The 18,955-nt window shown below is 74.5% G+C and carries 12 protein-coding genes; 8 read left to right on the forward strand and 4 right to left on the reverse strand.

Features of this window, described 5'->3' with window-relative positions; genetic code table 11:
• Positions 1–297 precede the first annotated feature (297 nt).
• The gene (locus tag ACYVGT_RS19490; protein ID WP_460860442.1) at positions 298–1,437 is read right to left on the reverse strand and encodes a serpin family protein; all 1,140 of its coding nucleotides are present in this window, start codon (positions 1,435–1,437) and stop codon (positions 298–300) included.
• A 182-nt stretch (positions 1,438–1,619) separates the two neighbouring features.
• On the opposite strand from ACYVGT_RS19490, the gene ACYVGT_RS19495 reads away from it, so the two are divergent.
• On the forward strand, positions 1,620–2,459 hold the full coding sequence (locus ACYVGT_RS19495; protein WP_460860444.1) for a DUF3159 domain-containing protein: 840 nt from the start codon (positions 1,620–1,622) through the stop codon (positions 2,457–2,459).
• Between the two features lie 686 nt (positions 2,460–3,145).
• On the opposite strand, the gene ACYVGT_RS19500 is transcribed toward ACYVGT_RS19495, so the two are convergent.
• Both ACYVGT_RS19500 and ACYVGT_RS19505 read right to left on the reverse strand, forming a co-directional pair.
• The gene (locus ACYVGT_RS19500) at positions 3,146–3,802 is read right to left on the reverse strand and encodes a potassium channel family protein (protein ID WP_460860447.1); all 657 of its coding nucleotides are present in this window, start codon (positions 3,800–3,802) and stop codon (positions 3,146–3,148) included.
• The gene (locus ACYVGT_RS19505; RefSeq protein ID WP_460860450.1) at positions 3,799–4,533 is read right to left on the reverse strand and encodes a potassium channel family protein; all 735 of its coding nucleotides are present in this window, start codon (positions 4,531–4,533) and stop codon (positions 3,799–3,801) included. Before ACYVGT_RS19505 ends, ACYVGT_RS19500 begins: the two co-directional genes overlap by 4 nt.
• A gap of 257 nt (positions 4,534–4,790) precedes the next feature.
• Here ACYVGT_RS19505 and ACYVGT_RS19510 point away from each other — a divergent pair, with 257 nt between their 5' ends.
• Positions 4,791–6,065, forward strand: a complete 1,275-nt coding sequence (locus ACYVGT_RS19510) for a class I SAM-dependent RNA methyltransferase (protein ID WP_460860454.1) — start codon at positions 4,791–4,793, stop codon at positions 6,063–6,065.
• Between the two features lie 82 nt (positions 6,066–6,147).
• Here the strand turns inward: ACYVGT_RS19510 and ACYVGT_RS19515 are convergent, their stop codons facing one another.
• A complete protein-coding gene (locus ACYVGT_RS19515; protein WP_460860456.1) occupies positions 6,148–7,107 on the reverse strand; it encodes an STIV orfB116 family protein in 960 nt (319 codons plus the stop codon).
• A 518-nt stretch (positions 7,108–7,625) separates the two neighbouring features.
• On the opposite strand from ACYVGT_RS19515, the gene acnA reads away from it, so the two are divergent.
• From acnA to ACYVGT_RS19545, 6 genes are all read left to right on the forward strand, one after another.
• Complete coding sequence (acnA, locus tag ACYVGT_RS19520; protein WP_460860458.1) at positions 7,626–10,358, forward strand: aconitate hydratase AcnA; 2,733 nt, start codon at positions 7,626–7,628, stop codon at positions 10,356–10,358.
• Positions 10,359–10,780: 422 nt separating this feature from the next.
• Entirely contained in the window at positions 10,781–12,343 is a 1,563-nt protein-coding gene (locus ACYVGT_RS19525) for an MDR family MFS transporter (RefSeq protein ID WP_460860460.1), read from the forward strand.
• Positions 12,344–12,512: 169 nt separating this feature from the next.
• Positions 12,513–14,420: a S9 family peptidase gene (locus ACYVGT_RS19530; protein WP_460860462.1), complete on the forward strand. Its 1,908-nt coding sequence runs from the start codon at positions 12,513–12,515 to the stop codon at positions 14,418–14,420.
• 152 nt (positions 14,421–14,572) lie between these two features.
• Positions 14,573–14,734: a hypothetical protein gene (locus ACYVGT_RS19535; RefSeq protein ID WP_460860464.1), complete on the forward strand. Its 162-nt coding sequence runs from the start codon at positions 14,573–14,575 to the stop codon at positions 14,732–14,734.
• 64 nt (positions 14,735–14,798) lie between these two features.
• The gene (locus tag ACYVGT_RS19540) at positions 14,799–15,098 is read left to right on the forward strand and encodes a hypothetical protein (protein WP_460860467.1); all 300 of its coding nucleotides are present in this window, start codon (positions 14,799–14,801) and stop codon (positions 15,096–15,098) included.
• Between the two features lie 153 nt (positions 15,099–15,251).
• Positions 15,252–17,735: a serine/threonine-protein kinase gene (locus ACYVGT_RS19545; protein ID WP_460860471.1), complete on the forward strand. Its 2,484-nt coding sequence runs from the start codon at positions 15,252–15,254 to the stop codon at positions 17,733–17,735.
• Positions 17,736–18,955 lie beyond the last annotated feature (1,220 nt).

Raw genomic sequence — 18,955 nt, forward strand, 5'->3', positions numbered from 1 at the left:
CCGCGGAGCCGGCGTGCTGCGCCGCTGGGCACCGCGGTCGCCGGCGCCGCGGCCCGCTGGTTGGGGCGGTTCCGCCTCGCGGGACTGCCGGTGCGTCGGCCAGGCGGGGGGCACCCGCCCCGGCCCCCGGCGCTGCCGGCCGCCGAGGGGCCGCGCTGCGTCAAGGGTCCGGACGGACGCGCGCCGTGCCAGAGCCGGCCTGCACTGCAGCCTCCGGTGCCGGGGTCTCCGCGCTGCCGGGGCAGAGCTTCCGCGGAGGGCGCCGGAGCAGGTCAGTAGCTGGTGCCCGTGCCCGGGTCAGCGCGCGGGGCCCGGGTCGTCAGGGGACTCCACGGTGCCGAGGAACAGGATCGCGCCGTTGCGGCGCAGCACGAACGCGAAGGGCCGGTCGGCGGTGAAGGCCTTCGCCTTCGGCGGGGTGACCGCGGACAGCGTGCGCAGCACCACGGCCGTCGCGGCCGCCCCCTCAGCGCCCTTCTCGTCGACGGTGAGCACCGCCTCGTGCACGATCTCGTCGACGAAGAACGGGCGCCCCGACTCAGCCCCGCCGAGCCGCGCGATCCCGGACAGGTCGGCGCCGGGGGTGAACACCGTGCGCACACCGAGGTCCTTCAGCGCGCCCGACAGCAGCGCCCGCCCGGACAGCCGGAACCGCGGCACCGCCAGGTCCACCCGGGCGGTTCGGGACTGTGCCGCCAGCCGCTCCAGCACGCCGGCGTCGACCTCCGGCAGCGGTGCCGGGCCCGCGCTGCCGCCGCTCGGGGGCAGCAGCAGGTCGAGGGTGAGGCCGTGCCCGCCGTCCAGGCCCACCATCGCCCACCCGTCGGCCTCCGCGTAGGGCATGTCGCCGCTTCGGCGCATCATCGGGACACGGAGCTCGTCCGCAGGGGCGCGGAACCGGGCGGGTCGTGTTGCGGCGGGGTCGAACGGCGCCGTCCACGCCAGTCTGACCCAGAGCGCGTTCACGAGGAGCGCACGGGTGTCGGCGGTGATGTCGCCGGCTTGCAGCAGCTCGGGGATGAGGCCGCGGGTGAGGTCGGCGACTTCGGCGTTCGCCGCCGCGCGGGCCGCTTCCGGCGCCCGGGCGAAGTCGGCGGTGCGGACCGACGCTGCCGTCCGCTCGGCGAGTGCGCGCTCGAAGCCGGGGTCGACGGCGGCGCCCGAAGCCAGCCAGAGCGACGTCGCGGCCGCAAGCTCGGGGCCGTCGGCGCCGCCGGCGTCGACCGCCGCCGCCAGTACGCGCGCCTGCGCAGCGGTATCGCCGCCGAGCGCCTGCTCCAGCTCCTGCCGGGCGGGCCCGCGTGCGCCCTCGGCGAGCAGCGCGAGCGCCTCTCCGACGGAGTAGGGCGACCAGACGTGGCCGCGGCCGCGCAAGCGCGCGTCGAGGGCGGCAGCGAAGGCGACGTGGTCGGCGTCGAGCGGGGCGCGTCGGGGCATGCGGTCCTCCAGAACCTAAAGCGTCCTCATCGCGTCCCCACCCTAGAACCTCCCCGCCGGCCGCCCCCGGCCGCTGATCCGGCCGGCGGGCGCGCAGGGGGCCGTGGGAATCGCCGCCGCTCGCGGGTACGTTGCCCTAGGGTGGGGTGCGCACGACCGGCGGCCAGGACGAACGGGGCGGGATGACCGAGCAGCAGGGCACAGCGCAGGGTGCGCCGGACCGCGCCGGCGACGGTGGACCGGAGGCGCAGCGCAGCGGCGCGAGCCCCGGGGGAGCCACGGCTGCGGGTGACTCCGCGGACGGCGCCGCCCAGGGTGCCCCGGTCTCCGAGGGCACGGTCGAAGCCGTAGTCCGCGGCCAGCTGGCCAAGGCGCTCGGCGGCAAGCGCGGCATGCTCGAGGCCGCCGTCCCGACCATCGGCTTCACCGTCTCCTACCTCGTCTTCCAGGACGTGCCGACGGCGCTGGCGGTGGGGGTCGGTGCCGCGGTCGTGCTCGGCGCGGTCCGGCTGCTGCAGCGCTCCTCGGTGCAGTTCGTCGTCAACAGCCTCTTCGGCATCGGCATCGCCGCGGTGTTCGCGCTGCGCAGCGGCGACGCAGAGGACTTCGCGCTCCCCGGCATCATCTACAACGCCGTCTACGCCGCGGTGCTCACCCTGACCATCCTGATCCGCTGGCCGGCGATCGGCCTGCTCATCGGCGCGGTGACCGGCGACCCGTCCGGGTGGCGCAGCAGTCCCGCGGTCGTGAAGCTCAGCTCCCGCATGACGTGGCTGCTGGTGCTGCCGTGCGTCATCCGGGTTGCGGTGCAGCTGCCGCTCTGGTGGGCGGCGAAGAACAACATCGCCGAGACCTTCGCCTTCCTCGGTATCGCCAAGGTCGCCATGGGCTGGCCCCTCCAGGTCGCCGCGCTGGCCGGCATGGTCTGGCTCCTCGCCCGCGGCCGCACCCCCATGGACAGCGGCACTCGCGCGTCCCTCGAATCCGACCCGACCGAGACGGACTCGCGCACCGCCCCCTAGGTCCTGTTGCTGGACGTGTCTGCGGGGCGGATGGTCGGCCTGGCAGCCGCCCCGCTCAAGCACTCAACGGCAGGCGCCGGGCCGGCCACGGCAAGGTCGTCGACGCGATCCTGTTCTGCACCGGCATACCGCTGGCGCGTCCTGCCCGAGCGCCAGGGTCCTGGGAGACCGCGGCCGGACGCCACCGCAGCCGGCCCAACGGCGGCACCGGGCAACGCATCGCCGACCGGCTGCGTGCCGACGCCGCTGTTGGCGAAGCGCTCATCGCCAGCACCGACTCCATTACTGTGCGCGCCCACTCCCACGCCCTCGGCGCGCCGAAAAAGGGGACACAGCCCGGGATGAGAAGGACGGCCCGGAGACACTCGGCCGCTCCCGCGGCGGACCGGCCACCGAGGTCGGCCTCCTCGCCGATACGCGCTGCCGCCCCCTCGCGATCGCACGCCCCGACCGCCTCCTCGCCGACACAGCCATACCCCTGCGCCGCGATCCGCGCAGACCAGCGCGACAACCGCAGGCGCAAAGGACGGGCGGGCGCCCGCCTGCGACCGGTGGGGGCCTACGCGACCGCGCCACCGCGGAACGCTCCAGCAGCCTGCTCAAGCAGAACCGGGCGGTCGCCACCCGCTACGACGAGAGGGCCGCAGTCTACGCCGGAAGCCCGACCGCGCACCGCAGAGCACGCCCTAGTCGGCGGAGAGGAGGGCGTCGAGAGGGGCCGTGTCGTCGGCGGTGCTGAGGAAGACCAGGTCGTCGCCGGGCTGCAGGGCCGTGCCGGGGGCGGGCGGGAGCGCGGTGCCGCTGCGGACCAGCGAGACCAGCACGACGCCGTCCGGCAGGCGCGGCGCCAGCTCCGCGATCGTGCTTCCGGTGTGCGCGGAGCCGCCGGGGAGGGTGAACTCCAGCAGGTCGGCGCCTGGGAGGCCGGCCTCGTCGCCGGCGCCGGCCGCGGCCGAGCCGTCGACCAGGGCGGCGATGAGCCGCGGCGGTGAGACCGCCTCGTCGACGCCCCACGCCTGGGTGAACAGCCACTCGTCGCGCGGGTCGTTGATCCGCGCGATCACCCGGCCGACGCCGAACTCCTCCTTGGCCAGCAGCGAGAAGACCAGGTTCACCTTGTCGTCGCTGCTCGCTGCGACGGCAACGTCGAACCCGGCCAGCTGCGCGCTCTCCAGCGCCGCCAGTTCGCACGCGTCGGCCAGCAGCCAGTCCGCGCCCGGCAGCGCGTCCACGTCGATGGCGCGGGCGCTGCGGTCGATCAGCAGCACCTCGTGCCCCGCGGTGACCAGTTCGGCGGCGATCGAGCGGCCGACGGCCCCCGCACCCGCGATGGCGATCCTCATTCCCGGCCCTCCGCCTCGTCCGCCCCGTTCCCGGCCGGCCGCAGCACGGCGTCCGCACCGCCCGCGGCGCCGTCCAGTCCGCCCAGCCGCGCCTGTACCGCCGCCAGGTCGCCGGTGCGCACGAGCACGTGCAGCACGTCGCCGGCCAGCAGCGCCTCGTCGCCGCGCGGCAGCACCAGCTCGCCGCCGCGGACCAGATAGGCCACGCGCACCGGCAGCGCCGCCTCCAGCTGCGGGATCCGGTGGCCGGTGAACGCCTCCGGCAGCGGCGCCTCCGTCATCACCAGGCTGCCGGACGGGTCCCGCCACAGGGGCCCCGGCGCCAGGTCCGAGCCGGGCAGCAGCCGGCGCAGGATCGTCTCCGCGGTCCAGTGCACCGTGCCCACCGTCGGGATGCCGAGCCGCTGGTAGACCTGGGCGCGCCGCGGGTCGTAGATCCGCGCGACCACGTGCCGCACGCCGTAGGTCTCGCGGGCCACGCGCGCGGCGATGATGTTGGAGTTGTCGCCGCTGGAGACCGCGGCGAAGGCAGCAGCGCGGTCGATCCCGGCCTCGGCGAGCACGGCGCGGTCGTGGCCGAGGCCGCGCACCGCGGCCCGCGCGGTCGCCGGCCGCAGGCGGCGGAACGCCTCGGGGTCGCGGTCGATCACCGCGACGGTATGGCCCGCATCCTCCAACGAGTGGGCCAGGGTCGACCCCACCCGACCGCAGCCCAGAATCACGATGTGCATTGCCCCGTCCGCTCCCGCCCGCCGTCGCCGCCGGTGTGCTCCGCCGCCGACGCTACACCCGCATCGCGGCCCGCGCGGGCCCTCCCCGCTGCTCGCGCCCGCCCGCGCGGGGACCGTCCGGCGCGCGCGGTCGGCTAGAGTTGCCGCAGATGGTTGGTGGCTTGGTCCGGGTCACCCGAACCCGGGCCGTTCCGCAGACGGCCGCGACACCCGACAGTCCCTGCCGCCGGAGGTACACCGTGTCCACCGTCAAAGCCATGCCCGAAGTCGGGGCCCGAATCGAGCTGTCCGTCGAGCGCGTCGCCAACGGCGGCATGTGCGTCGCCCGCGACGGCGACGTCGTGGTGTTCGTCCGGCACACCCTGCCCGGCGAGCGCGTGATCGCCGAGGTCACCGAGACCACCCGCCGCTTCGTCCGCGCCGACGCCGTCGAGATCCTCGACGCCTCCCCGGACCGGGTCGAGGCGCCCTGCGCGTTCGCGGGCCCCGGCCGCTGCGGCGGCTGCGACTGGCAGCACGCCTCGCTGGACGCGCAGCGCCGGCTGAAGGGCGAGGTCGTCGCCGAGCAGCTCTCCCGCATCGCCGGCATCGAGCGCGACGTCGAGGTCGAGGAGCTGCCGGGCGCGGCGGACGGGCTGGGCTGGCGCACCCGCGTCCGCTACGCCGTCGACGCCGACGGGCGCCCCGGCCTGCGCCGGAACCGCTCGCACGAGCTGGAGCGCATCGACCGCTGCCGGATCGCCCACCCCGAGGTGGAGCGGGTCGGCGTCACCGGCCTGCCCTGGCCGTCGGTGCGCGAGATCGAGGTCGTCGCCTCCGGTGCGGGCGACCGCGCCGTCGTGGTGTCGACGCGCGGCCCGCAGATGCCGACGCTGCCCGAGCCCGAGGCGCCGGCCGCGGTGCTGCGCCGCGGCAAGGGCGGCCGGGTGCAGCCGCTGCACGGCCGCAAGAGCGTCCGCGAGCCGGTCGGCGACCGCACCTTCCGCGTCTCGCCCGGCGGCTTCTGGCAGGTGCACCCCGGCGCGCCGGAGGTGCTGACCGGCGCCGTGCTCGACGCGCTGCGCCTGGAGCCGGGCGCCACCGTCCTCGACCTCTACTGCGGCGCCGGCCTGTTCACGGCCGCGCTGGCCGACGCGGTCGGCGAGCAGGGCCGGGTGCTCGGCGCCGAAGGCGACCGGGACGCTGTGCGCGACGCCGAGCACAACCTCCGCGACCTGCCCTGGGCGCGGGTCGAGGCCGGCGACGTCGCCGGCCGCCTGCGCGAATGGTCCGACCTGCGCGCCGATGCCGCCGTCCTGGACCCGCCGCGCAACGGCGCCGGCCGCGACATCGTCCGGTCGCTGTCCCGCCTGCGCCGGATGGCGCGCATCGCCTACGTCTCCTGCGACCCGGCAACCCTCGCCCGCGACCTCGCCGTCTTCGCCGAGGAGGGCTTCGCCCTGGAGTCCCTGCGCGCCTTCGACGCCTTCCCGATGACCCAGCACGTGGAGTGCGTCGCCGTCCTCGCCAAGGAGGGCGAGGTGCGCCGCTGAATCCGGGGATTCAGCTGGCTGCGGCGGACGGCGGCCCCGGCGGGGGCCGGTTCAGCCCCCCGCGGTAGCCGGTCCCGGGCCGCTACCTGCCCCGGCCGCCCTTGCCCCTGCGCCGCTCGGTCGGCGCGTGTCCCGGGCGCCCCGACGTGACCATCCCGGCGGTGCGCTTCGCCCGATCCATTGCCGCCCCGATGCCCTGGGCGGGGCCGGTGCCCGGCGGGCGGCCGGCGAGGGCGCGGACTCGGCGCAGCTCCTCGGATGCAGCCTTGCGCAGGTCTGCAGGCGCCGTGGCCGCAGCGGCCTCGACCTCGTCGCAGAAGCGGGCGGGGGAGACCTCGTGCAGGCGCCACAGGCGGTTGGAGCGGTCCCATTCGGCCAGGTGGACGCGGGGGTCGCCGGTGCCGTCCGGCGGCAGGTAGACCTTCCGGCCCGGGCCGAGCAGCGCGGGGAGGTGCTCCAGGGCGCGGGGTGGAGCATCGGGGTAGCGCTGGTCGACGTGCTCGTTCAGCTGCTCTGCCGTGCTGAAGACGCGGTGCGGCGGCTCCAGCAGCAGCGGCTCGCCGTCGCCGAGCGCGACGGCCACCGGGCGCCGCTCGCGCCGGACCTGCTCCAGTACCTCCGGGTCGCCCATCCGGGCCGCACTGATTTTCGCGGTCGGGGTCCAGTCGATGCCGTCGAGCGGGGGCTCCTCGGCCCGCGTCATCAGGTAGAAGCTGTAGCCGTAGGTCGCGAAGATGTGGTCGAGCTCTTCGCGCGTGTAGTCCTTCCCCGCGGGGTCCGGCAGCCGCTGGTCGAGCTTCAGCACCAGCGCACTCTGCCCCGGCCGCTGGCGGATCGTCGGCCGCTGGTCGGCGACCGGAGTCTCCAGGACCTCGGACAGGAAGGCGGCGGTCGATTTGTGGCCGATGGCGGAGAAGACGCCGTCGCCGGCGAGCGCCCGGGCGACGATCTGGCGCGCCTCGTCCTCGCTGACCAGCCGCACCGTGTAGTCACCGGGCGCGGTCGCGATGCTGGAGTTCAGCAGGATGAGGGGGTCGCCCATCGGTGCTCTTCCCTTCCGGTGCTGCCGGGCGCTCTGCCGGCGCCGGTGCCCCCTGGCGGGCCCGGCGCGCAGAACCTACCGGGCTGCATGCGTCTGCGGGTGACGGGCGGGCGCGGGGTGGCCGGTCGAGTGGGCGCACGGTGGCGTGCCGCGCCACCGTCGGCGCGCCCTGTGCGCGGTTCGGGCGGGGGGCCGGGCGGGTAGGCGGTCGGAGAGGCGGGGGCGTCGGGGGGCGCGCGGAACCGCCCCGGTAACTTGATATCGAGAGATCTGCTCGATACCTTGATGTCGAGATAAATCTTTCGAGGACCGTTTTCGGGTTCCGGACGCGCCGGGCGGCCCTCCGCGGCCACCGGGGAGGGGTAGCGCGCCCCGCGCGCCCGGGGCCGACAGGGGTGCGCCCGCACCGCGAGCGGCGGGTGCGACCTCGGCCGACTCCCGGCTTGCCGTGCGCGTCAACCGCGCCGCGCATGCGGGATGATGGCGGGATCACGTGGCGAGATCAGGAGGCATACACCGTGTCCACGAACAGCTTCGGCAGCCGTGACACGCTCCGCGTTGGCGACGAGTCGTACGAGATCTTCCGGTTGGACGCCGTTGACGGCTCCAAGCGGCTTCCCTACAGCCTGAAGGTGCTGCTGGAGAACCTCCTGCGCACCGAGGACGGCGCGAACGTCACCGCAGAGCACATCCGCGCGCTCGGCAACTGGGACGAGAAGGCCCAGCCGAGCCAGGAGATCCAGTTCACCCCGGCCCGGGTGATCATGCAGGACTTCACCGGCGTCCCCTGCGTCGTCGACCTCGCCACCATGCGCGAGGCCGTCAAGGACCTGGGCGGCGACCCGGACCGCATCAACCCGCTCGCGCCCGCCGAGCTGGTCATCGACCACTCGGTCGTCGTCGACCTCTTCGGCCGCCCGGACGCGTTCGAGCGCAACGTCGAGATCGAGTACGAGCGCAACCACGAGCGCTACAAGTTCCTGCGCTGGGGCCAGACCGCGTTCGACGAGTTCAAGGTGGTCCCGCCCGGCACCGGCATCGTGCACCAGGCCAACATCGAGCACCTGGCCCGCGTCACGATGGACCGCAACGGCCAGGCCTACCCCGACACCTGTGTCGGCACCGACTCCCACACCACGATGCAGAACGGCCTGGGCATCCTGGGCTGGGGCGTCGGCGGCATCGAGGCCGAGGCCGCGATGCTCGGCCAGCCGATCTCCATGCTGATCCCGCGCGTGGTGGGCTTCAAGCTGAGCGGCAAGCTCAACCCGGGCACCACCGCCACCGACCTGGTGCTCACCATCACCGAGATGCTGCGCGACCACGGCGTCGTCGGCAAGTTCGTGGAGTTCTACGGCGACGGCGTCGCCGCCGTGCCGCTGGCCAACCGCGCCACCATCGGCAACATGAGCCCGGAGTTCGGCTCCACCGCCGCGATCTTCCCGATCGACGACGAGACCATCCGGTACATGAAGCTCACCGGCCGCCCCGAGGCGCAGACCGCGCTGGTCGAGGCCTACGCCAAGGAGCAGGGGCTCTGGCACGACCCGGAGCACGAGCCGGTCTACTCCGAGTACCTCGAGCTGGACCTGGCCGACGTGGTGCCCTCGATCGCCGGCCCGAAGCGCCCGCAGGACCGCATCGCGCTGTCCGAGGCCAAGCGCACCTGGCGCCGCGACGTGGAGAACTACGTCACCGACGAGGTCGACGAGGCCAACGAGGAGTCCTTCCCGGCCTCCGACGCTCCGGCGCAGACCGCCAACGGCCGCCCGCGCAAGTCGGTCAAGGTCACCCTGGCTGACGGCACCGAGACCGAGATCGACCACGGCGCCGTCACCATCGCCGCGATCACCTCGTGCACCAACACGTCCAACCCGTCGGTCATGATCGGCGCCGCGCTGCTGGCGAAGAAGGCCGTCGAGAAGGGCCTGTCCCGCAAGCCGTGGGTGAAGACGTCGCTGGCCCCGGGCTCCAAGGTCGTCACCGACTACTACGAGCGCTCCGGCCTCACGCCCTACCTGGACAAGCTCGGGTTCAACCTGGTCGGCTACGGCTGCACCACCTGCATCGGCAACTCCGGCCCGCTGCCGGAGGAGATCTCCAAGGCCGTGCAGGACAACGACCTGGCGGTCACCGCGGTGCTCTCCGGCAACCGCAACTTCGAGGGCCGGATCAACCCCGACGTCAAGATGAACTACCTGGCGTCGCCGCCGCTGGTCGTGGCCTACGCGCTGGCCGGCTCGATGGACGTCGACATCACCACCGAGGCGCTCGGCACCGACCCGCAGGGCAACCCGGTCTACCTGGCCGACATCTGGCCCGCGCCGGAGGAGATCCAGGAGGTCATCGACTCCGCGATCGCCTCGGACATGTACGAGTCGGCCTACTCCGACGTGTTCAAGGGCGACGAGCGGTGGCGGTCGCTGCCGACGCCGACCGGCAACACCTTCGAGTGGGAGGCCGAGTCCACCTACGTCCGCAAGCCCCCCTACTTCGAGGGCCTGCAGACCACCCCGGCGCCGGTCACCGACATCTCCGGCGCCCGGGTGCTCGCCAAGCTCGGCGACTCGGTCACCACCGACCACATCTCGCCGGCCGGCGCCATCAAGCCCGGCACCCCGGCAGCCGAGTACCTCAAGGCGCACGGCGTCGAGCGCAAGGACTTCAACTCCTACGGTTCCCGCCGCGGCAACCACGAGGTGATGATCCGCGGTACGTTCGCCAACATCCGGCTGCGCAACCAGATCGCCCCGGGCACCGAGGGCGGCTACACCCGCGACTTCACCCGGGCCGCGGACGCCGCCGAGGCGCCGGTGAGCTTCATCTACGACGCCGCGCAGAACTACGCCGCGCAGGACACCCCGCTGGTCGTCCTCGGCGGCAAGGAGTACGGCTCCGGGTCCTCGCGCGACTGGGCCGCCAAGGGCACCGCGCTGCTCGGCGTGCGGGCCGTCATCACCGAGTCCTACGAGCGCATCCACCGCTCGAACCTGATCGGGATGGGCGTCCTGCCGCTGCAGTTCCCGGAGGGGGAGTCGGCCGACTCGCTCGGCCTCACCGGCGAGGAGGCCTTCTCCATCACCGGCGTGACCGAGCTGAACGAGGGCCGCACGCCCGCCACGGTCGCGGTGGTGACCGACTCCGGCGTCGAGTTCGACGCCGTCGTCCGGATCGACACCCCCGGTGAAGCGGACTACTACCGCAACGGCGGCATCCTGCAGTACGTGCTGCGCCAGCTGATCTCCAGCTGATCCGCAGGCCCGCCCCGCCTCCAGCCGGGGACCGGGACCGGTTTCGGGCCGCCTGCCGCATCCGCGGCGGGCGGCCCGTTTTCGTGCTGCTGGGCGGTGGCGTACCGGGTTGCGCCGCGGGCGCTGAGCGCGCGCCGCCGGGCGGAATCCGTGCCCTTCCGGGCGAGGGGGCGCTGCTGCCGGGCCCGCACCGGACCGCGGTCCGGTTCTGTGGTGCGGGCTACACTGGCCGAGGGAATTTGCGCGTTCCCCCGCGAGTTTCCCATCACGTGCGTATTCGCGAGCGCAGAGCGGTGCGGCTCCGCCGGGCGCGCCGGCGACTCCGCCATTGACCACCACCGTCCCGCTGCGGCGGCCCCCTGCCCTGCCGGGCACGATGGGCCGCGTTGCGCGGATCCAGTGACCGCACTGTGAGGAGAGCTGTGACCGGGCGATCGACACCCGACACCCCACCCGCTTCGAGTGGGACCACCGCACCGGCCGGCAGCGCCGCGGGGGGCCGCGCCGGCGACCGGCTGGTCATTCCGCTGCTGCTCGTCTCGGCGTTCGTCGTGATCCTCAACGAGACGATCATGAGCGTCGCCCTGCCCGTGCTCAACACCGACCTGGGCATCCCGGTCTCCACCGGCCAGTGGCTCACCTCGGCGTTCATGCTCGTCATGGCCGTGGTGATCCCGGTGACCGGGTTCCTGCTGCAGCGCTTCCACGTCCGGCAGGTGTTCATCGCCGCGATGTCGCTGTTCACCCTGGGCACCCTGATCTGCTTCCTGGCGCCCGGGTTCACCGTGCTGCTGCTGGGCCGGATCGTGCAGGCCGGCGGCACGGCCATCATGATGCCGCTGCTCATGACGACCGTGCTCAACATGGTCTCCGCCGACCGCCGCGGCCGCACGATGGGCAACATCTCCATCGTCATGGCCGTCGCCCCCGCGATCGGCCCGACGATCTCCGGCCTGATCCTCAACGCCCTCGACTGGCGCTGGATGTTCGGCCTGGTCCTGCCGATCGCCGTGCTCGGCCTGGCGCTCGGCGCCGCCTTCATCCGCAACGTCACCGAGCCGCGCCCGGCCCGCGTCGACATCGCCTCCGTGGTGCTGTCCGCGTTCGCCTTCGGCGGCCTGGTGTACGGCTTCTCCGCGATGGGCGGCGAGGGCCACGCCTCCGGCGGTATCCCGCCGTGGCTCGCCGTGGCCGTCGGCGCCCTCACCCTGGTCGCGTTCGTGCTGCGCCAGCTGCAGCTGCAGCGCGAGGACCGGGCGCTGCTCGACCTGCGGGTGTTCGGCTCCGGCCAGTTCTCGCTGTCGATCGGCCTGGTCGCGGTGAGCTTCATGGCGCTGTTCGGCGCCATCATCATGCTGCCGCTCTACATCCAGCAGGTGCTCGGCCTGGACGCGCTGGTCACCGGTCTCGCGATGCTCCCGGGCGGCCTGGTCATGGGACTCATGGGGCCGCTGGTGGGCCGGCTCTTCGACGCGTTCGGACCGCGACCGCTGGTCACCCCCGGCGCCGCGATGGTCACCGGCGTGCTGTGGGGCATGACGTTCTTCGGCACCGACACCCCGATCGGCTACGTCGTGGCGGCGCACATGGCGCTCAGCGCCGGCCTGGGCTTCATGTTCACGCCGCTGCTGACCGGCGCACTGGGCTCGCTCAAGCCGTCGCTGTACTCGCACGGCAGCGCCGTCGTCGGCACCGTGCAGCAGGTGGCCGGTGCGGCCGGCACCGCGGCGTTCGTCGCCATCATGACGAGCATCGCCGCGAGCCAGCAGGCCGCCGGGACCTCCGCGGTCGACGGCCAGATGGCGGGCATCCACACCGCGTTCATCGTCGGCGCGTCCATCGGCACCCTCGCCTTCTTCGCGACCTTCCTGGTCCGCGGCTCGGCGGCCGGCGCGGCCGCCGGCGAAGCCGGCGCGGACGGTGCCGATGCCGACGCGGCGCAGGATGCCCCGGAGGCTCCCGCGGTCGAGCGCTCGACAGGCTGACCCAGCGCCCCGCAACTGCCCCCGCCGGCCCGGCCGGCGGGGGCAGCCGCATGTCCGGCCGTGCGGAACCCCGGGCCGCGCGGGCCGCCGGCCCGCCCTCCGGCGCCGCGGCCGCCTTTGGCCGCGGCCCGGTGCTGCGGGATGCAGAGCCGCGCCCTAGCATCCAACGATGGCCGACATCGCACTTGACCGGTTCCACGCCCTCGGCGCTCCCACGCTCACTCCGGACGGAGCGGTGGCCGTAGCAGCCGTCTCCCGGCCCGATCCCGGCGCCGACACCTACCGCAGCGAACTGTGGACGGTGCCCACCGACGGCTCCGCACCGCCGCGCAGGCTCACCCGCGGGGGACGCGACAGCGCGCCCCGGTTCGCACCCGACGGGTCCGCACTGGCCTTCCTGCGCGCCGCAGAGCCGGCCGCGGGCCGCAGCGCTGCGCCGCAGCTGCACGTCCTGCCGGCCGGCGGCGGAGAGCCGTGGGCGGTGACCGACGCACCGCTCGGCGTCGCCGAGTTCGCCTGGAGCCCGGACAGCGCCCGGATCGCCTACACCGCGCGCGTCCCGGAAGAGGGCCGCTACCAGGGCGCGCCCGGCGCGGAGCCGCCGCGCCGCATCACCGGGTACGCCTACCGGGTCGACGGGGTCGGCTTCACCCAGGACAAGCCGGCCCAGGTGTTCACCGTCGCCGCCGCAGAGACCACTGAGGTGCCCGAATCCGAGCAGGTCACCGAGGGGCCCTACCACCACGCCGGGATCGACTGGAGCCCCGGCGGCGGCCTGCTCGCCTTCGCGGCGGCCCGCCACGAGACGCACGACAGCGACATCGCCAACGACGTGTGGGTCTGCGCGCCCGACGGGACCGGGCTGCGCCGCCTTACCGGCACCACCCTGACCACCGCCGACCCGCGGTTCTCCGCCGACGGCGCCGAGGTCTACTTCGCCGCGCACGAGACGGGGCCCGGCCGCGACCGGGGCGCGGTGATGAGCAGCGGGCTGTGGTCGGTTCCGGCGGCGGGCGGCACCCCGGAACGGCTCACCGACGAAGAGCGCGTCCACGTCGCGATGGGCACCGAGCCCACCCCGGTCGACGGCGGCGTTCTGCTCCCGGTGGAGAACCGCGGAGCGGTCGACCTGCTGTTCATCCCCCAGGGCGGGGGAGAGGCGCAGGTACTGCTGTCCGGCCCCCGGCTCGCCGGCACCGCGGCCCGCGCCGGCGGGGTCACCGCCGCCGCAGTCGGCGACCAGGAGTCGCCGGGCGAACTCGTCGCCCTGGACGACAGCGGCGAGCGCGTGCTCACCGCGTTCGGCACCGGGAACGCCTGGCGCCCGCTGGAGGAGATCGACACCGCGGCCGATGACGGACACCCGGTACACGGCTGGCTGGTGCGGCCCGACGGCCCGGGGCCGCACCCGGTGCTGCTGCTCATCCACGGCGGGCCGTTCGCCCAGTACAGCTGGCGCGTGTTCGACGAGGCGCAGGTCTACGCCGACCACGGCTACGCGGTGGTGATGGGCAACCCGCGCGGCTCGTCGGGCTACGGCCAGGCGCACGGCCAGGCCGTGGTGGGCGACGTCGGCGAGATCTGCGGCCGGGACCTCATCGCGCTGCTGGACGCCGCACTCAAGCGGGACGGGCTCGACGGAGACCGGGTCGGCGTCCTGGGCGGCAGCCACGGCGGGTTCATGACCGCCTGGCTGGCCGGCCACCACCCGGACCGGTTCCGCGCGGCGGTGCCCGAGCGCGGCGTCTACGCGATCGACTCGTTCCTCGGCAGCAGCGACATCGGCTGGTTCTTCTCCCGCGACCTGTGGGACGAACCGGAAACGTGGGCCGCAAACAGCCCGATCGCCGCTGCGCCCCGGACGACCGCGCCCACCCTGGTCATCCACTCCGAGGAGGACTGGCGCGTGCCCCTGGAACAGGCGCAGCGCTACTACGTGGCGCTCCGCCAGTCCGGTGTTACCGCCGAACTCCTCCTCTTCCCCGGTGAGGGCCACGAGATGTCCCGCTCGGGGCTGCCCTCGCACCGCCTCGCCCGGTTCGACGCCATCCTCGACTGGTTCGGCCGGCACCTGTAGGCCCCGCGCCGGGCGGCGGGCCCGCCGCCCGGCGCGCACCCCGCCCGGCGGGTGCGCCGCGTCCCTGAGGGGAGCCCCGGGGACCCCCGGGATGTCCCTGAATCGGGGCGGACAGGGGCCGCGCCGGGCGGCGCGGCGCATAGCGTGGGGGCATGGGACGCATCTTCCTCATCGCACTGCTGGTCTTCCTGGCCTTCTTCGTCGCCGGGTGGCTTTTCAGCATCCTCATGACGCTGCTCAAGTGGGGCCTGATCATCGCCCTCGCCGTGCTCGTCTTCGGAGCCGTCTCCAAGTTCCTCGGCAAGTCCGGCTGACCGGGCGGCGCAGCGGGGTATGCCTGCCCCGACTGCTCCGAGCCCTCCAGGAGGCACCGTGCGCGTGGCCGAACCCGCCCTGCTCGTCCGCCTGCTCCGCCTGGCCGCCGCGTGCGGCCTCGCCACGGCGCTGCTCTTCACCGGACTCGCCTGCGACCTCACTTCGGGCGGCGACGCCCGCGACCCCGGCAGCGACTCCCGCGAGGGGGGCGGCGACGGGGCGGACGGCGAGGACGGCGGCGACGGCGATGAAGACGGCGAGGACGGGGACGGCGGAGACGAGGGCGACGGAGACGAGGGCGGCGGCGACGGAGATGAGGACGGCGACGGCGGGGACGGGCAGGACGGTGACGGCGACGACTAGCCGCCGCTAGCACCACTCCCCGAGGGGCGCCTCCGGCGCCCCTCTTCCGCTGTCCCGAACGGGGTCCGGGCCGCTTCCATGTCGTTCCCGCGAGCCGCCGGCGATACCCTGTGGCGGCACGGCATAGGGCCGAAATGCGGACGAGGAGGCGGCGTGGACGGCGGGGAGCACGGCGGCGAGCGGCGGGTCGGCCCCTACCGGCTGATCAGGACGCTGGGCCGCGGCGGATTCGGCGAGGTCCACCTCGCCGAGGACGCCGCCGGCGGACGTGCGGCAGTGAAGGTCCTGCACGCCTCCTGGTCCGGCGACGACGGGATGCGCCGCCGGTTCGCCGCGGAGGTCGACCAGGCCCGCCGGGTCAGCGGCTTCTGCATCGCCCCGATCCTCGACGCCGACCCCGAGGCAGAGCGCCCCTGGATCGCCACCGAGTACATCGACGGCCCCACCCTGCAGGACGCCGTCACCGAGGGCGGCCCGCGCACCGGCGCCGACCTGCACCGGCTCGCCGTGTCCACGGCCACCGCGCTCGCCGCGATCCACGGCGCCGGCGTCGTCCACCGCGACTTCAAACCGGACAACATCCTGCTCGCTGCGGACGGCCCGCGCGTCATCGACTTCGGTATCGCCCGCGCCGTGGAGAGCACCTCGGTCACCGCCAGCGGCATCGTCGGAACAGTCGGCTACATGGCGCCCGAGCAGCTGGAAGGGCTGCGCCTGGGCCCGGCCGTCGACGTGTTCGCCTGGGGTGCCGTGATGGCGTTCGCCGCCACCGGACGCGAGGCGTTCGCCGCGCCCACCCAGGTCGCCCGGATCACCCGTATCCTCTCCGGCGAGCCGGACCTCGGCGGTATTCCGGAGCCGCTGCACGGCGTGATCGCGGCGAGCCTCGCCAAGCAGCCGGAGGCCCGGCCGTCCGGCCGCGCTCTGCTCGACCTGCTGCTCACCGCCGGTACTGCTGGCACCGCGTCGCCGGCGGCGCCTGCAGCGCCGTACTCGCCTCCGGGCCAGGGCGGCCACACGCCGCCGTATGCGCCGCCCGCGGTGCCGGCCTACGTCCCGCCCAGCTTCCCGCCCGGAGCACCCGTCTCGCCCGCCCCGGGGGCGCCCCCGCCCAGCGGCACCCAGGTGGAGCCGTTCGCCGAGCCCTACCGGGCGCCCTCGGCCGGCGGCGTGCCGCCGTACTGGTTCGGCGGGGCGAAGTTCACCGAGCCGGGCGCACTCGCCGCAGCGATGCAGCGCGACTGGCAGCGGGCCGCAGCCGTCTTCGCCGACGACGGCGCCCGCGACGCCCTCGGCCGGTGGGTCATCGACGACGCCCGCGACACGCTCGTCGACCGGTCGCTGTTCCGCCGCCGCCCGGACGACGCCGGCATCGCCCTGGCCTGGTTCATCGCCCAGCTGCGCCCGGACCTGCCGCCGGCCTTCCGCGGGCGCGACGCCACCGTCGAGGGCCTGCGCTCGGAGTTGGGCGCAGTGCGCCCGGCGACCACGAACGCCCCCCGCGCCCACGAGACGCTGCTGCTCTCCCGCCCCGAGGTGCTCTCGGCGATGGCCCTGCACGAGGGGCCCGACGCCGCGGACCGCCGCCGCCTCGTCGCCGACCTGGAGGAGGCCGAACGCGCCGCCGTGCGGCTGCGGGACCGGGTGGGTACCGCGATGCCGCACTTCGCCACGGCGCCGGTCGACTCGGCGCTGATCCTCTCCTACCTGCTCCACCCCGAGCGGATCGCCCCGCCGGAGACGTCCGGCGGCGGCGCGCACGCCGCCGAGATCGTCCGCACCATGTGGGCCGAGGCCGAACGCTCCCGCGGAGCCCAGCGCGCCGGCGCGGCCGCGGTCATCAACGCCGCGGCCGAGCGCATCGCCTCGCGCGGGCAGGAGCACGCCCAGTGGTCGGCCTCGCTGGACCAGGCCCGCCGCGCGGAGACCGAAGCCCGGTCCGCGCTGGAGCGCGAGCGGCGGTTGGCGAGCAACGCCGGGATGCTCGAGGTTCCGCTGTGGGTGCTGATCGCGCTGGTCGTGGTGGTCGGCGTCATCACCGTCGCGGCGGACTGGGGCATGACGGCGGTGACCCTGGTGGTTCTCGCCTGGGGAGGCGCCCGCATCGGCGCGATCGCGGTGCGGTCGAAGCAGGGGCCGCAGGTCGGCTACTATTCGCCGGAGCAGATGGCCCAGTGGAAGCTCAAGCAGTCTCAGGCGCACCTCGCCCAGCTGTACGAGACGGTCATCCGCATGGACGAGGAGTTGGCGCACCTCGTCGGGGAGTTCGGCCCTCCTCCCGTGTCCGGCGGCCCGGCAGCGGCAGTCGGCGCAGCTCCGGAGGCCGTCCGAGGAGCGGCCCCGGCCACCGCGATCGCTCCGCCGCAGGGGGCTGCGGGCGCGCCTTCGACGACGGTCGAGCCGGCGGGCCCGACCCGCGTGGCCGGCCCGGAGAGCGGTTCTGCCGCCCCCGCCCAGGCCCGGTCTGCTGCGCCCGGCCCGGCAGGGCAGACGTCGGTCGTGTCCCCGGCGCCGGGCAGCGGCGAGCAGACCTCGATCGTGCCCCCGCTCCCGTCCAGGGGCGAGGCGACTTCGGTCCTTCCCCCCGCTCCGGGCTCCACCCAGCAGATCCCGCCCCGGGGCGGCCCCGGACAGTAGCGCGGTTCGCACCGAGACTGGCCGGCGGCCTTTCGCTCGGTCCCGCGGCTCGGGACGGGTGTGCGGCCAGGGGGGCTACTGGCCGCGGGGGCGGGGCGGCTGAGACCGCAGGCTCCCGCACCCCTGCAGCCGGATTCCGGTGGTCAGTGCGTCGGACAGGTACAGGAGCGGCAGCGGCGGAGCCGGTGGTCAGGCGCTCGGGGCGGTCGGCCGGGTGTCAGCGGGCCGCCTGGCGGCGGTGGGGGCAAACGCCAGGAAGACGGATACTGCGCCGCGGGCCCTGCACCCCCTGCCCAAGCAGAAGGGCCCTCCGCCTGCGGGGCCCTGCACGGAGCGCCCGAATTCGCGCCATCCCCTGGAGTGCGTGCGCACGCCATGAAGACAAGGGCGGCTTCGCCGGCAGGTTTCCGCTCTCCACTTCGGAACCGGTGGGCGAACAGCCGTGCGGCTGACCATGGGGCCAGAACGGCATGGACCGAAGGCTCCCGCTCCTCGGTAGCCGGCTGTCCGGTGTTCTTTGCGTCGGACCAGCGGAAAAGAGGCAGCGACGGCAGAGCTCGGCGGCACCTCAGGCGGGCGGCCGGGCGCGGGCTGGTCGCGGGGCGGGTGTGGCTAGAGGGCGGGGAAGGCTGCGGGCTCCCGCGCGGGAGCGGCCGGGTGGCGGGTTGGCCAGTGCGTCGGAGAAGCCAAAGACGGCAGCGACGGCGAGGCTGGGCGGAAGCTCGGGGCGGCGGCCGGGCGCGGGTTTGCCACAGGGCGGGGCCGCGGGGTTGGCCGCGAGCCGGGCGCGGATCGGGTGCGCGGGGCGGGTGTGACTGGTGTGAATCGAGGGGCTGGAGGGTCGGCGGCCGGCGGGCCGGGCGTGGGCGGGTGGTTCGCCAACCCCTGGTAACACCCCATCGGCGCCACGACTCCCACCTTTTCAGCGCCACATCCCCGCGGAATCGAGGGGCGCGATCCTTTCGCGGCCCATATCCAGGGCTGGTTTCACTCTGCGTGGCGACATATCGGCTAAGTCGGGCGTCAGCCACCGACGGGGCCCGGGTGTCCGGTTTGGGGGCCCGCGCGCGAAAGCGCGGCGCGTTCCTTTTCGCGGGGCAATGAAACCCCTCCCGCCTCAAACCGCCCAAAGCGGCCAATCCGACGCCGCGACTCTCGCCTTTTCACCGACCAGGCCACCAAAAAAGGTGGGTGCGCGGGAATCAGACACCGCCACGCTG

Source organism: Nocardiopsis coralliicola (assembly GCF_054779695.1).